Source organism: Deltaproteobacteria bacterium, from assembly GCA_003696105.1.
In the GTDB taxonomy this organism is placed as follows: domain Bacteria; phylum Myxococcota_A; class Polyangia; order Haliangiales; family J016; genus J016.
In genome coordinates this window covers 12316-26771 of sequence record RFGE01000153.1, presented here as the reverse complement: position 1 = coordinate 26771, position 14456 = coordinate 12316, and the positions used below count along the sequence as shown (strand labels likewise).

Annotated in this window: 12 protein-coding genes; 9 read left to right on the top strand and 3 right to left on the bottom strand. The window is 73.4% G+C overall.

Annotated features, from left to right (window positions below; translation table 11 throughout):
* Positions 1-28: 28 nt before the first annotated feature.
* The 4 genes from D6689_10385 to D6689_10370 are packed head-to-tail and all read left to right on the top strand — an operon-like array spanning position 29 to position 3852.
* Positions 29-475 (top strand): hypothetical protein, encoded by a 447-nt coding sequence (locus tag D6689_10385; protein RMH41691.1) that lies wholly within the window; start codon positions 29-31, stop codon positions 473-475.
* Entirely contained in the window at positions 472-2265 is a 1794-nt protein-coding gene (locus D6689_10380; protein RMH41690.1) for a serine/threonine-protein phosphatase, read from the top strand. The genes D6689_10385 and D6689_10380 overlap by 4 nt, the downstream gene beginning before the upstream one ends.
* Positions 2238-2702 (top strand): hypothetical protein, encoded by a 465-nt coding sequence (locus D6689_10375; protein RMH41689.1) that lies wholly within the window; start codon positions 2238-2240, stop codon positions 2700-2702. The genes D6689_10380 and D6689_10375 overlap by 28 nt, the downstream gene beginning before the upstream one ends.
* A 49-nt stretch (positions 2703-2751) precedes the next feature.
* The gene (locus D6689_10370; GenBank protein ID RMH41688.1) at positions 2752-3852 is read left to right on the top strand and encodes a hypothetical protein; all 1101 of its coding nucleotides are present in this window, start codon (positions 2752-2754) and stop codon (positions 3850-3852) included.
* 10 nt (positions 3853-3862) lie between these two features.
* Here the strand turns inward: D6689_10370 and D6689_10365 are convergent, their stop codons facing one another.
* Positions 3863-4561, bottom strand: coding sequence for a hypothetical protein (locus tag D6689_10365; GenBank protein ID RMH41715.1), 699 nt, complete (start codon positions 4559-4561; stop codon positions 3863-3865).
* A 167-nt stretch (positions 4562-4728) separates the two neighbouring features.
* Here D6689_10365 and D6689_10360 point away from each other — a divergent pair, with 167 nt between their 5' ends.
* The 5 genes from D6689_10360 to D6689_10340 all read left to right on the top strand — a co-directional run bounded on the left by D6689_10360 (position 4729) and on the right by D6689_10340 (position 9769).
* On the top strand, positions 4729-5253 hold the full coding sequence (locus D6689_10360; GenBank protein ID RMH41687.1) for a hypothetical protein: 525 nt from the start codon (positions 4729-4731) through the stop codon (positions 5251-5253).
* Positions 5254-5352: 99 nt separating this feature from the next.
* Positions 5353-5913 carry a hypothetical protein gene (locus D6689_10355; protein RMH41686.1) on the top strand — a complete coding sequence of 187 codons (561 nt, stop codon included), beginning with the start codon at positions 5353-5355 and terminating at the stop codon, positions 5911-5913.
* Positions 5914-5930: 17 nt separating this feature from the next.
* Positions 5931-6509 (top strand): hypothetical protein, encoded by a 579-nt coding sequence (locus tag D6689_10350; GenBank protein ID RMH41685.1) that lies wholly within the window; start codon positions 5931-5933, stop codon positions 6507-6509.
* Between the two features lie 106 nt (positions 6510-6615).
* A complete protein-coding gene (locus D6689_10345) occupies positions 6616-8709 on the top strand; it encodes a serine/threonine-protein phosphatase (GenBank protein RMH41684.1) in 2094 nt (697 codons plus the stop codon).
* A gap of 145 nt (positions 8710-8854) precedes the next feature.
* Entirely contained in the window at positions 8855-9769 is a 915-nt protein-coding gene (locus D6689_10340) for a glutathione S-transferase family protein (protein ID RMH41683.1), read from the top strand.
* 118 nt (positions 9770-9887) lie between these two features.
* Here the strand turns inward: D6689_10340 and D6689_10335 are convergent, their stop codons facing one another.
* Positions 9888-12671, bottom strand: coding sequence for a molecular chaperone DnaK (locus D6689_10335; protein RMH41682.1), 2784 nt, complete (start codon positions 12669-12671; stop codon positions 9888-9890).
* Positions 12668-14455, bottom strand: coding sequence for an Hsp70 family protein (locus D6689_10330; protein RMH41681.1), 1788 nt, complete (start codon positions 14453-14455; stop codon positions 12668-12670). Before D6689_10330 ends, D6689_10335 begins: the two co-directional genes overlap by 4 nt.
* Between the last annotated feature and the right edge of the window lies 1 nt (position 14456).

The following is a 14456-nucleotide window of genomic DNA, read 5'->3' as shown; positions in this document are numbered from 1 at the left end:
GCCAGGCCGCAGTGATACCATAGCCGCGATGGGGCTGGAACAGGCCCAGACGCTCGAGTCCCTGCGGGATGCAGTCGTCGACCGCTTCCTCGCCATCCGCGGCAGCGTCGACCGGGCCTATGCGCGCGTGTCCGACGCGGCCGTCCGCGACCAGATTGGAGTACTGGTGGACGAGATGGCGGCCTACCTGCGCACCGGCGACGCGGACCGCTACCGCCAGGTCGTCGCGCGGTGGGCGGCGTTGCGCGAGGGGGAGGGGTTTGCCCGCGAGAACGTGGTCCACGCGGTCGTGGCGGTCGGCGACGCCGCGGCGCGAGTCGCCCAGAAGGAGGCGGCGCCGGGCGAGATCGCGGACTTCCTCGCGGCGGTGCACGGCGCCAGCGCGCTGGCGGCGCGCTGGCTGGTCGCCGGCCTGGCCGACCAGCTCGCCGCGCGGTCGGCGCAGCTTCGCGCGCTGCGCCAGGAGGGGGTGTGACCGAGCGCGCGGTGGCGGAAGCGGGACTGCGGGCGGGCGGCGCGACCCACGCCGGCAACGTGCGCGACACGAACGAGGATTGCTACCTCGTCGCACCGGACATCGGCCTCTACGGCGTGTTCGACGGCATGGGCGGTCACCTCGCCGGCGAGGTCGCGTCGGCGCTCGCGCGCGACGCCGTGCGCGACGTCGTGGCGTCCGCGGCGCCCAACGCCGACCCGCGCGAGCTTCTGGCGGACGCGCTGCGGCGCGCGTCGGAGGCGGTACGCGCGGAGGCGGCGCGCCGCGGCGCGCGCCGCGGCATGGGCACCACGGCGGTCGTGTGCCGCTCGCTCGCGCGCGACCGGGTGCTGATCGCCCACGTCGGCGACAGCCGCGCCTACCTGTGGCGCGACGGCCGCCTGCAGCAACTCACGGCCGACCACACGATCGTCGCCGAGCTGCTGTCGCGCGGCGCGATCACGGAGGAGGAGGCGCGAACCCACCCGTACCGATCGGTGTTGTCGCGCAACCTCGGCGCGTCCCCCGACGTGCGGCCCGATTTCTGCGAACTCGAGCTGCGGCCCGGCGATCGGCTGCTTCTGTGCAGCGACGGTCTGACCGGCTACGCGTCCGAGCACGCGATCGCGGCGGCGATGGGCGCGTCGCTCGACCCGGAGCAGATCGCGCGCGAGCTGGTCTCGCTCGCGCTCAAGGGGGGCGGCGGCGACAACGTGACCGCCGTCGTGGTCGACGCCGGGCAGCGCGCGGTGCCGCGGCGCACGCAGATCGTCCGCACGACCGGCGCGGCGGCGTGGTGGGATCGCCGCGACGTGTTCCTCGCGGCCGCCCGCGAACTGGGCGTGGCGCAGTCGCCCGTGTGCGCGGTGTTGAGCGAGGGCGAGGCGATCGACATCGTCGCGGGCAACCTGTGCGAGGCGGTATACCGCGACCTCGAGCAGACGACCGGCATCCATGTGTGGACCTACGCCGAGAATCTCGCGGCCGGCTGGTTCGACCAGGGGGGCGACTTCGGCGCGCTGCGGGCGCTGCTCGACGCGCTCGGCGAGGCGGCCGCGCGCGTCGTCGCGGCCATTCGCGCGGACGATCCGCTCACCGGCGCGCTGCTCGCCGCGGCCGTGCCGCGCGCGCTCGTCGTGGCGGACATCGCCGTCGGCCACGTGATCGCGCGCCGGCTGCGCGAGGTCGAGCGCGAACTCGCCGACGCGGAGGCCGCCCGTGCGCGCGCCGCCGCGATCACCGAGACGGTCACGGTCCCGGTCGACGTGCCGCGTTCCGATCCGCCGCCGCCCGACGTCGCCGCCTGTCTGGACGCTGCCCTTGGCCCGGCACGTGAGGCGGCCGCCGACAGCCAGCGGCCGCGCGTCGGCGCGATCGCGACCGGCGTGATCGACCGCGCGCACGCGGCGGCGCGCGAGCGAGGCGGCGCGCTCGACGGCCTGCTCGCCGCGCGCGAACTGCTCGGCGCCGCGGCGGCGGGCGAGCCGGCGGTCGCCCCGCTGCTCGACGCGCTCGACCGCGCCCGCGCCGCGCACTTCGGCGCGCTCGCGCGGGCGTCCGCGACGCCGGCGGCGCGGGCGGCGGCGCTGCGCCGCGTGGCGGTGGCGCACCGGCGCATCGCGATGGGCGTGGCGCACCTCGTCGTCGATACCGGGCGACCGATCGCCGATGCGTTGCGCGAGGCGATCGACCGCGCGGCTTCCCTGCGGCGCACGTTGGTGCGGCAGACTTCGCGCCCGCGGTCGGACGATACGCAGCCCGGATGGGCGCCACCGGGAGGCCGGCGGTGACGGCGGGGCTGGCCGAGCGGGTCGCGGTGTTGCGCGACGAAGTGCTCGACATCGCGGAGCGCGGCGAGTCCGCGCTCGGCGCCGAGGTGTTCGACGCCACCTTGCGCCGGCTTGCGTCGTACGAGCACACCGATCCGGGGTTGGACCTCGGCCTGCACGACGCGCTGTCCCGGCGGCTGGCGTGGGGTGACGACGAACACGAATTGCTCGTCGAGTGCGACGAAGTGTGCGAGCGGCTGCTCGCGGCGGCGCAACGCGCGCTGCGCGACCCGTCCGAAGAGCTGCTGGTCGCCGAGGCGGCGACCGACGTGGCGTGCGCCGCGGCGCGCATCGTCGCGCTCGCCGCAGTCGCCCGCGCGGCCGCCGACCGCGCCGCGCTGTTGCGGCAGGAGGCCGCGATCGAGCGGCTGCGCGCATCGGTGGACGCGGACGAGTGACGCCGGTCGCTCCGGTCTGGACGGGCCGCCGGCCGATTCGATTCGGATTTTGCGCTCGCCGGTGCGCCGGTGGTACAAGGATCGCTTCGCCGTGAAACGAGCGACCGAGGGCAGCACCGCGCAGCTCGTCCAGCTGTGCGCCGGGTACTTCGCGTGTTACGTCGTGACCGCGATCTCGGTGAAGTACTTCCTGTCGACGGGGATGGAGGACATGCAATATCTCGTGTACTCCACCGTCGGCGGCAGCGCGGCCGTGTTTCCGGTGGTGGTCGGATTGCGCTGGTATCGCATGCAGTCCAACCGCCCGGTCACCTGGCTCGGCGTCCGGTGGCCGAGCGAACTCGCCTACATCATTCCGTCCGGCGTGTGCACGGCCGTCGTCATCCCGACGACGACGCTCATGTACACGTTGCCGATCACCGTGATGGTGGCGATGACCATGATGCGCGGCAGCGTGATCGTCGCCAGCCGCGCGGTCGACGCCATTCAGATCCGCCAGGGCATCCTGCACAAGCGCGTGTACCCCGAGGAGAACCTCGCGGTCGTGCTCGCCCTCGGCGCCGTCGGCGTCCACATCGCGTACGGCGTGCTCGAGCCGGGCGCGTTCGACTTTCTGACCAACCCGGCGGCGCTGGTGATCTTTTGCAGCTACATCGGTGCGTACGCGGTGCGCATCTACCTGATGAACTACTACAAGAATACGCGCGCCAAGGGAGTCAAGCTCGACAACAAGGGCTTCTTCGCGCTCGAACAGTTCGCGGCGACGGGGGCGATGATCTTCGCGACCGTGCTCCTGGTGAGCTACGTCGACGACCCGCGGGTCGACGCCGTTCGCCGCGCGTTCACCGACCCTGCGCCTCGGTGGCAATGGGCCACCGCGTCCGGTCTCGTATTCGGCGCGTCGGCGTTCTTCAGCGTGTTCCTGTTTCTGTTCAAGGGGCGCACGGCGACGTTCGCCGGGCTCGTCAACCGCCTCACGTCGCTGGTCGCGGGGACGACCGCCACGCTGATCTGGTGGGCGTTCGGCGGCCGCGCGGTGCACTTGCGCGACTGGCTCGCGCTCGGCTTCGTGCTCGGCGCGGTGCACCTGTTGGCGCGCGCCGAGCGCCGTCGCGCCGCCGAAGTGGCGGCGGAGGCCGCCGCGGGGTGATGTGCCGGCGTCAGGCGGCGAATGCCGAGAAGTCCGGGATCGACGGGATTCCCTTCGCCACGTAGACCGGCCGCGGCGAGCAGTCGGTCGCCAAATGGACGTGCATCGCGTCGGGGAACGCGTCGCGGTAGTCGTTGATGTGTGTCGGCTCGTTGTCGAACACGGCGACGACGGGACCGAGCGCGCGCAGCGCGGCGTGCGCTTCGGCTTTGAACGTGTCGTCGCTTTCGTCGAGCGTCGGTTTCATGATGAGCTGTACGCGGTCCCCGTCGGGCAGCAGGAAGCCGCCGTTGCGGAACGACTCGATCGTGCCCTCGCGCATCGCTTCGTGGCGGCCGGTGACGTAGCACACGCGCGCGCCCGTGTCGGCGACGGCGCGGACGAACCGCGGCGCGCCCGGGATCGGGACGTCGTCGCGGCAGTAGGCGCTGGTGAAGAACCGGTCGCGCCAAAACGCCTTGAAGTCGGCGGCGATCTGCGCGATGCGATCGTCCGGCAGGCCGGCGGCTCGCATCGCCGGCTCGAACTCCCAGCCGGTCCAGTGCTCGGGCCTCGACTGCGCAAGCTCCGGGATGCCGCGGTCGACGCCGAATTCGCGCAAGATGCGGGCCTGGCGCGGGCGGTTGTTGAGCAACGTGGAGTCGAGGTCGAACACGACGAGGCCGTCGGGAGCGCCGGCGCGGCAGCGCGCGAGCACGTCGTCGAGAATGCGAGCGGCGCGCGGGCCGTCGTGAACGTCGAGTCGGCTACGGATGTCGTCAGTGATCGTCATGGCGAGTACGGGCGGACGTCCCGGCGCCGCGACCGGCGGTGGCGAGCGTGCCGCGGCGCTCAGATACCACGGCGGCGCCGTTGTGCGATAGCATGGCCGCCACAATGCGCGCCGTTTCGCGTCCACTCACGGTGTCCTCCGGTCGTTGGTTCGCCGCCGCCGCCGTCGCCGTCGCGCTCGCGGTTCCGTCGTCCGCGCGCGCTCAGCGTCGCGCCGGCGGGTCGCTCGGCCTGGGCCTCGTCGTCGGCGATCCGACGGGCGTGACGCTCGAGTACCACCGCAGGCGCCCGGGGTTCGGCCACGCGATCGAACTCGCGGTCGGGCTCGACACGTTCGACGACTCGGACGTGTACGTCCACCTCATCTGGAAGTTCTACTTGGCCGAACTGGTGCGCGGGTCCGCGGTCGACGTGCCGATCTACACCGGCGTCGGCCCGTGGATCGCGGAGCACGACCACGCCGGCCACGACGGCGACATTCACGTCGGGGGCCGGATGCCGTTCGGCATCGCGCTCGACTTCCGCCGAGCGCCGCTGCAAGTGTATTTCGAGCTGGCGCTCGATCTGCAGCTCGTGCACGACGTCGACCTCGGCGTAGACGGCGCCATCGGCTTTCGCTGGTACTTCTGAGTGCGGGCGGCGTGCCTTGCGTCTTCGCGCCGCCTGACACGATCTCACCGCGCCGGCGCACGGGTTGACGGCGTGCGCGCGCCAAAGCAGGATGCCGCCATGGCGACCCATCGGCGGTTTCGTTCGCATCGCGCGGCGGTCGGGCTCGCGGTCGCCGGCGCGTTGGTGACCGCGCCGGCGCGGGCCGAGGACGCCGGTCCGGCGGGCGGCGGCGACAGGACGTCCCTCGATTATTTCTCCGAGCAGGGCCAGAAGCCGCTCACGTACTGGGTCGAGCCGCCCCGCACGCGCGGCCAGAAGATCGTCCTCGCGTCGCTCGCGGGCGCCACGCTGGCGGCCGGTGGACTGGGGCTGTACTTCCACCTCGAGTCCAAGCGGGCGTCCGACGAGGTGAGCCGGTTCTCCGGCGACCACAGCGGCCTCGTGTATACCGACGAGGTCGACCGGCGGCGGCGCGACGCGCTGGACAACCGAACGCGGGCCATCGCGATGTACGCGACCGGCGGGGTGCTGCTGGTCGGGACGGTGGCGTACTTCATCTGGACCAGCCCGGACCCGGTCGAACGGTCGTACGCCGACGATGCGGAGGAGGCCGGGCGACAGACGTGGTGGACGCCGGTGCCGGGCGGTGCAGTGGCGGGGGCGTCGTGGACATTTTGATGCGGCGCTGGGCGTGGGTGGCTGCGGTCGCGATGGCCGCGTGCGAGCCGGAGATCGGTCCGGGCACGTATTTTTGCGGACCCGAGATGCTGTGCCCGCCGGACCTGTCCTGCGACCCGCTCACGTACACGTGCGAGCGACCGGCGGCCGTGCGGCCGTTCGCGTGTCCCGAGGGAACCGAGGCCGATGAGCCGAACGAGGACGCGGACGCTGCGACGCCGCTCGGCCGGCTGGCGTGCGGCGGCGCCGGCGCGGTCACCAACGGCTGCATCGCGCGGTCCGGCGACGTCGACGTGTACGCATTCAAGTTGGACGAGTGTCTCGCACCGGGCGCGCGCCTGCTCGTGTCGGCGCGATTCCCGATCGCGATGGCGCCGCTGTCGGTGCAGGTGCGCGATGCAGCGGGCGAGATCGTCACGACCGCGCAGCTCTGCACACCCGATCCGGACTTCACCGGCACCGAACGAGTGTGCGCCGAACTGCCGAAGGGACCGGCGGCCTACACCGTGTCGGTCCAGCTCGCCGGAGGCGGCGACTGCGCGGGAGCGTGCGCGTACAACCTCTATGAGCTGCGCGCCGAGTACCTCGTCAACTGACGTCGCGGTCGCGACGGTTCGGGGGCTCGTCGGCGGCCGGCCGCCGTGCCGTGCGGCGCGCGGCGTCGGCTGACGCCGCGGTCGCGACGGGTGGTAGCATGGCTCGGTGGGGCTGTTCGAGCCCGCAAACTACGCGCTGCACTGGGTGAGCGTGCCGTACCTCGTGGTGGCGGCGCTGCTGTTGCTGCTGTTGGGGTACGGGCTGTTTACCCGCGGCGACCCGGTCATGCGCATGGCGTTCATCGCGGCAGTGGCTGCCGGCACGGTGTACGCCGCGGCGCAGGCGGCCGCGGCGAGCTGCGTGGACCCGGCGCTCGCGGCGCGCTGGTATCGCTGGATGATCGCGCCGCTGGCGCTGATCGGACCGGCCGTGTTCACCCTGCTGCAGGGAGAACAGGTGCAGCTGCATGCGTTTCGCAAGCTCATCGGTGCGGCGGCGGCGATCGCGACAGCGAGCGCGGTGGTGACGCTGGCCACGGACTGGGTCGTGGCGGGAGTGTGGCGCACCGACGCCGGCTTGTGGAACGCGGTCGCCGGGCCGCTGCTGGAGGTGCATCTCGCCAATTTGGTCGGCTGGAGTGGCGCCGGTGCGATCGCGGCGGCGCGTCGGGCGCGCACGGCCGGCGGTGCGTACGCGCGCCGCCGCTATCTGCGGTTCGCCGCCGTCACCGGTCTGATCGTCGGCGGCAGCGTCGACCTGCTGCTGGCGCACGGCGTCGGCAGCGTCCCGCTCGCGTGGATCCCGGCGCTCGCGGCGACCGGCCTGCTCGTGGCGACGGTGCACCGCATCGACGTCATCCGCAAGCGCGGGCGCGACGACGCCACGCCGTGGGAACTCGCGATCGTCGTCGCGATCGGCGGCGTGGCGTGGGCGGTGGCCGGAGCGCCGCGCGCGCTGGCCACCGCCGCGGTCGTCGTCGCGATGATCGCCGGACACGCCGCGGTCGGCGCGATTCGGCGGCGCGCCGCCCGCCGCCGGGACCGCGTCGGCGCGGTGGTCGAGCGTGCCCTCGACGCATTCGACGAGCGCTGTACCGCGGTCACCGCGATCGAGCCGCTGCAAGACGCCGTGCGCGACGTGCTCGAGGGCGCGCTCGGGCTCCAGCGTGCGCGGGTGCTGCCGGCCGGCGACGAACTGCTCGGCCGCGCTCTCGACGCCCGCGTGCGCGCGTGGCTGCACGTGAACCGTGCTCCGCTCGCGCGCGATCGTCTCGGGGTGGAGCGCCTCGGCGGCTTGCGGGCGCCAATCGAGGCGCTGTTTGCTGCTCTGGACGCAGCCGTCGTGCTGCCGCTCCTCGATCGCGACACGCTGGTGGGCGTGATCGCGACGGGACCGCGCGCCGACGGCCGTCCTCTGCTCGACAGCGAACTGGACGCGATGGCGCGGCTACAGGATTCGGCGGCGCGCGCGCTCACGTGGCTGCGACTGTACCGCGAGGCCACGCAGCGCGCCGAGGACGCGCGCGAGGTCGAGGTCGCCGCCGCGGTCCAGCGCGCGCGCAGCGCGGGCGTCACCGAGCGCGCCGTGGGGGCGTGTCGCGTCGTCGCGCACTATCTACCGGCGGGGCAGTTCGGCGGCGACTGGTGGGCGGCGGCCGAGTTGGCCGACGGGCGCACTCTGGTTCTGGTGGGCGATACCACCGGACACGGCGTGCCCGCGGCGCTGGTCACCGCGACGGTCGAGGGGGCGTGCGAGGCGGCGCAGCAACTGCTCGGCGCGAGTTTCGGCCTGTTCGACTTGATGCAGATTCTCAATCGCGCGGTGTTGTCGGTCGGCCGGACCCGTTACTTGATGTCGTGCTTCGCCGCCCTCATCGATCCAGAGGGTCCGAGCGTGTCGTTTGCCAACGCCGGCCATCCGTTTCCGTACGTGTGCGGCCCGTCCGGGCTGCGCGCGCTCGTGTCGCGCGGCACGCCGCTCGGCATCGAGCCCGAACCGCGCATCGCCGTCGGCCGCATGCCGCTGGCGGGAGGCGACACGATCGTCCTTTTCACCGACGCGCTGGTCGAGTCCGAGAGCGAGCGCGGCGAACGCTACGGCGACCGCCGGCTGCAGCGGGTGTTGCGCGCGCGCGGCGCGGCGGCCGACCCGGCCGAGCTGTGTGCGGCGATTTTGGACGACGTGCGGGTCCACTGCGGCGACCGGCCGGTGCGCGAGGACATCACGCTGGTCGCCGTCCAGGTCGGCATGCCGAGCTAGCCTCGCCAGCGGCTGCGGCCGCGGTCGGCCGGCGGGCATCGAGCCGCTTCGCGCCAGCGGATGTCGCCCCGGTGCCGCCGGCGCGTCCGCGCGCGACGGCGGCCGCGTTCGCGACCGCGGGGTGACTGCGCGGTATCCTGTCGAGATGGGACAGCTCGTTCGCGGCGTGTGGACCGCCGATGCCGACTTTCCGCGGGACGCCGACGGTCGCTTCGACCGGGCCGCGTCGCAGTTTCGCGACATGCACGTCGAGCCGGTCGCGGGGCGCTACCACCTGTACGTGTCGCTGGCGTGCCCGTGGGCGCATCGGACGCTCGTGGCGCGCGCGCTGCTGGGCCTCGAACACGCCATCGACGTGTCGATCGTCGAGCCGGTGTGGCAAGACAACGGCTGGCAGTTCTCCGACCGCTATCCGGACCGGCTCCACGGCGCGCGCTACCTGTGGGAGTTGTACGTGCGCGCGCGCGCCGATTTCACGGGTCGGGTGACGGTGCCGGTGTTGTGGGACCGAGAGCGCGACACGATCGTGAACAACGAGTCGGCCGAGATCTTGCGCCTGCTGCACACGGCGTTTGCGCCGCTCGCGCGCACGCCGCGCGACCTGGTTCCCGAGCCGCACCGCGCCGACATCGACGCCATCAACGCCCGGGTGTACGAGGCCGTCAACAACGGCGTGTACAAGTGCGGGTTTGCCGGCACCCAGGCGGCCTACGACGAGGCGGAGGCCGCGCTGTTCGCGGCGCTGGACGAACTCGACGCGACGCTCGCCGGCCGGACGTGGCTCGTCGGCGACGCGCTGACCGAGGCGGACATCCGGCTGTTTCCCACGCTCGTGCGCTTCGACGCGGTCTACAACATCCACTTCAAGTGCAGTCGCAAGCGCCTGGTCGACTATCCAAACCTGCTTTCGCACACGGTGCGGATGTACCGCCTGCCGGGCGTGGCCGACACGGTGGACTTCGATCACATCAAGCGGCACTACTACCTGTGCCACCGGTCTCTCAACCCGCGCGGGATCATCCCGGTGACGGGGCAGGGCGCGTATCTGCGGCTCGCGTGACCGCGGCGGAGCCGGGCGCGCGCGTGTGGCCGCCGACCGGCGGTCGCGGCCGCCGCGCGACGCCGCCCGCGACCGGCGCGGGGCGGTCGCGGGCCGCCGGGCGACGTCCCGCGGCGCGCTACGCGGCGTCGTCGGCGACGAGCCGCAGGCCCGGTGGCAGCGAGTCGCCGAGCGCCACGCGCTCCTCGCGCGCTTCGAGCGACACGACCTCGCGGACCAGCCGCGCGCACCGCTCGCCGTTGGGGGCCGCTTCGAGCCGCGCCGCGAGCCGTTCGCGCAGCGCCGGGTCGATGTCGCGCGCCCGATCGCCGGTGCGGCGGCCGAGCTGCGCGAGCGGAAACGCCGCCAGCTCCGGCGCCGGCCAGTCGACCTCGAGCAGGCGCTCGATCCAGCGTTCGACGCGCGCCGCGGGCACGACCGCGTTGAGCGGCCCGTACAGCGGCGCGCGGTTGCCGATGCGGCCGAGAGCCCAAAAGTAGGTCGCCTCCGACCGCGCCTTCCGGCTCTGCAGCCGGTCGACGAGCTCGTCGCCGAGCGCGGCCTTGCGGTCGGCGTCGATGCGCTCGAGGTTGGCGAGTACGCGCCACATCTCGGCGGCCTCCTGCTTGGTCGGCTTGACCTTGTGCCACTTGGCCTTCTGTTTCGGCCCGGGCAGAAACAGCTGCGCCAGCCGGTCGTAGATCTGCTCCTGCTGGCCTTTGGTGAGGCCGCCGGCGATCCGCCGCCACGCGATCCACCAGGCGAGCCGGCACTGCTCGGCGCGGTCGTGCACCAGCCCCTCGTTGAACACGCGCCACATCTGCTTGCAGCGCCAGTCGTCGAGCGGCGCGCCGTGGCCGGGCCGCAACGTGAACCCGCACAGGTTCAGCCACCGCGCCTCGACCTCCGCGGACCGCTCGCGCGCGCCCTCGACGTCGAGCGCGGCGTCGAACAGCGCGCGGGACACGGTGAGGCTCCACTCGTCGCGGCGCAGGTCGAGCCGCTTTTCGAGGGCGCGCATCAGCTGCGCGGGCTTGACGTCGTCCTCGCCGCGGAACACGCGCCGAACGAACGCCTGCGCGTCGCGCGTGGCGTCGTCGATCTCGCCGGCCGGCGCGTCGTCGCGCCGCGCCGCACCGCCGGACCGCATGTCGAACGACAGCCGCCAGCGCTCCGGCTCCTTGCCGGCCGGAGGCGTGTGTTCGACGCACCACAGCTCGAGGGTGCCGAGCGCGGTCACGTGAACCTGCAACCGCACGTGCGCGGTCGACCGGCCCGGCGCGCGCAACACGGTGACGATCGGCGGCAGCTCGAGCAGGTCGCTGTCGTCGTCGGTCCTATCCGGATCGCCGTCGCCCGCGCGCACGATGGCGCCCGGCTCGTCTCGGCGGGTGGTCGACGAGTACAGCTTGAAGCTCACGGGCCGGTTGGTCGTGAGCGTGAAGTCGCGCGGCAACTCCACGGTGGCGCCTTCGTCGAGCCCGCGCGGCGCCAGGCACACCGCCATCGGGCCGTCGTCGGCGGCGCCGGCGGCGGCTCCGACTCCGACGTAGAACGACCGCGGCGTGCCGCCGCGGATGCGCGCGCCGAGCCCGCGCCGCACCAGGCCGTAGTACGCCGCGCCTTTGGCGACCGCCAGCTCCGGCACGTCGTTGGCGAGTTCGCGCGGCGCGCCGGCGTCGGGCTGCCAGCGCTCGATCTGCGCGAGCACGCGGCGCCGCAGGGACGCCGGCGTCATCGCGCCGCCGTTGAACAGCACTGCATCGACCTGGCCGGTGCCGTGGCGCGCGAGAAAGTGCGCCAGATGGCGGGTGACGGCCGGGTCGGCCGCGTACGGCAGGCCGAACTCCTGCAAGCCGCCGCGCGCGCGCACCGGCACCGCGCCCGCATCCACCAGCGGGAAGAAGCCGTCGAGCACGGTCGCCTCGAGCTGCGACCGGTCGATCTCCTCTTTGATCGTGCCGCCGATCAGCTTGGAGCCGCGTCCGGCCACCGCGATCGGAACGCGGTCGACGGAGTCGTCGCCGAGCAGTCGTTCCTTGGCGAGCCGGCACGCGTGCACCAGCGCGTGCCACTGCAGCGCGTCCAGTTTCTTGCCGCGGCGTTCGACGATGCGCGCTTCGATCTGTTTGGCGAGAGTGAGGTCGATGTTGTCGCCGCCGAGAAGCAGGTGGTCGCCGACCGCGGTGCGCTCGAGTTCGTCGCCGTCGCCGACCGCGATGAGCGTGAAGTCGGTCGTGCCGCCGCCGATGTCGAACACCAGCACGCGGTCGCCCGGCTGCAGCGCGCGCTTGCGCAGGTCGCCCGGATGCGACTCGATCCACGCGTAGAACGCGGCTTGCGGCTCCTCGAGCAGAATTGCGTCCGAGATGCCGGCGCTCTCGGCCGCTCGCACGGTCAGTTCGCGGGCCGCCTCGTCGAACGACGCGGGGACGGTGACGACGATCTCCTGATCGATGAACGCGGCGTCCGGCTCGCCGGCATGAACGTGGTCCCACGCTTCGCGCACGTGGCGCAAGACCAGCGCCGACGCCGCCACCGGCGACAGCTTGTCGGGCGAGTCCGAGCCCCACGGCAGAATCGGCGCGTTGCGGTCGACGCCGCCGTGGCACAACCACGACTTGGCCGACGCGACCATCCGGCTGGCGACCCGCGCGCCCTGCGCGCGCGCCAGTTCGCCGACCACCTGGCGCCGGTCGGGAGCCCACGGCAGCGCCGTCTCCGCCGGCGACAGATCGTGCTCGCCGGCGAGGTACACGAACGACGGCAGTTGGCGGCGCGGCTCGAGCTGGCCGGGCGCGACGAGCTGCGGCACGTCGAACACGCGCACGCGCGGGTCGGCCGCTCGCGTGTCGACGTAGGCGACCGCGGTGTTGGTCGTGCCCAGGTCGATGCCGATGATGTAGCGCGGGCGGTCGCTCACCGTTCGGTCTCCCGCACGTTGTACTCGAGCTTCCACCGGCCCGAGCCGTCACGGGCGACGCACCACAGCTCGAGGGCGCCCAACTCGGTGACGTTCGCCGACAGGCTCACCGGCACGCGCGCGCCCGCGTCGTGCCCGTCGCCCGGGTCGAGGCGAGTGCGAATCGGTGCGAGCTCCACGATGTCGCCGTCGACCTCGACCACCTGGCCGGGCCGGTCGTCTGTTCGCGAGGTCGACGCGAAGAAGCGGAACTCGGCGGGCTCGCCGACGACGAGCGCGAACCGCTCGTCGGGCAGGTCCACACGCGAGCCCTCCTCGAGGCCGAACGGCGCGACGCACAGCGCGTGGACGGGCGGCTCGAACCCGGGAATCGCCGGCATGGCGGTCTCGATGCCGATGTAGTAGGTGCGGCCGAGGCCGCCGCGGATGCGCACGCCGTCGCCGCGGCGCACGAGCCCGTAGTACGCGGCGCCGTGCGCCACCGCGAGGTCCAGGTCCGTGCCGGCGAGGGCCGGCAGCGGATCGCCGCCGAACCAGCCGCTCGCGATCTCGGTGACGCGCGCGCGCAGCCGGCCGCTCTGCATGACGCCGCCGTTGAACAGGATCGCGGTCGGCCGGCGGTCGTGCCGCGCCAGGAAGTGCGCCAGGTGGCGCGTGATCGCCGGGTCGGCCGCGTAGGGCAGGCCGACCTCGCCGAGGCCCATGCGCGTGCGCTCGCGCGGCGCGTCGCCCAGCGCCGCGGGCGGGAAGAAGCCGTCGACGACGAGCACGTCGACGTCGGCCCGGGTGAGTTCGGCCCGCAGGGTGCCGCCGATCAGCTTCGAGCCGCCGCCGAGTACGGCGATCGGGACGGCGTCGGGGCCGCCGTCGGCCAGCAGCTGCTCCTTGGCGCGGCGGCAGGCGTGGACGAGCGCGCCGCGCTGTTTGGCCGACAGCGTGCGGCCCTTGTCGCCGAGCCGCTGCGCGACCAGGTGCGCGAGCGCCAGGTCGATGTTGTCGCCGCCGAGCAGGATGTGGTCGCCGACCGCGACGCGCTCGAGCGCGAGCGCACCGCCGTCGTCGGCGACCGCGATCAGAGAGAAGTCGGTGGTGCCGCCGCCGATGTCGACGACGAGGACCACGTCGCCGGCGTGCAGGCGCTCGCGCCAGGAATCCCCGGACGCCGCCAGCCACGCGTAGAACGCCGCCTGCGGCTCCTCGAGCAGGGTCACGTCGCCGAGGCCGGCATGGCGCGCGGCGCGGGCGGTCAAGTCGGTTGCGACCGCATCGAACGACGCCGGCACCGTCACCAGGACGTCCTGCTCGGCGAGCGGCGCGTCCGGGAACGCGTGGTCCCACGCCGCGCGGATGTGCCCGAGGTAGCGCGCGGCCGCCTCGATCGGCGATACGCGCTCGCCGCCGTCGCCGTCGTCCTCGTCGCGCGCCGCCTGCGAGCGCCACGGCAGGATCGGCTCGGTCAGGTCGACCTCGGCGTTGCACAGCCACGACTTGGCGGACGCCACCAGTCGGTGCGGCAGCTCGGCGCCCCGGTCGCGCGCGAACGCGCCGACGCACCAGCCCGGGTCGTCGCGCCACGGCAGCGCCAGCGCGCCGCGCTGGACCTCGTGCGGCCCGGGCAGGAGCAGGAACGACGGCAGCGTCGGCCGCGGCTCGACCTCGCCGGGTGCGACGACCTGCGGGATCGGTAGCGGCCGGATGTCGCCGCCCTGCTTCGTGTCGACGTAGGCGACCGCGCAGTTCGTGGTGCCCAGGTCGATGCCGACGACGTAGCGCGCGCCCGCCATG

Bases quoted from the DNA above. Each gene is read 5' to 3' on its own strand.
- D6689_10385 (RMH41691.1), top strand. From the start codon at position 29: ATGGGGCTGGAACAGGCCCAGACGCTCGAGTCCCTGCGGGATGCAGTC.
- D6689_10375 (RMH41689.1), top strand. From the start codon at position 2,238: ATGGGCGCCACCGGGAGGCCGGCGGTGACGGCGGGGCTGGCCGAGCGG.
- D6689_10360 (RMH41687.1), top strand. From the start codon at position 4,729: ATGCGCGCCGTTTCGCGTCCACTCACGGTGTCCTCCGGTCGTTGGTTC.
- D6689_10355 (RMH41686.1), top strand. From the start codon at position 5,353: ATGGCGACCCATCGGCGGTTTCGTTCGCATCGCGCGGCGGTCGGGCTC.
- D6689_10340 (RMH41683.1), top strand. From the start codon at position 8,855: ATGGGACAGCTCGTTCGCGGCGTGTGGACCGCCGATGCCGACTTTCCG.
- D6689_10330 (RMH41681.1), bottom strand. From the start codon at position 14,455: ATGGCGGGCGCGCGCTACGTCGTCGGCATCGACCTGGGCACCACGAAC.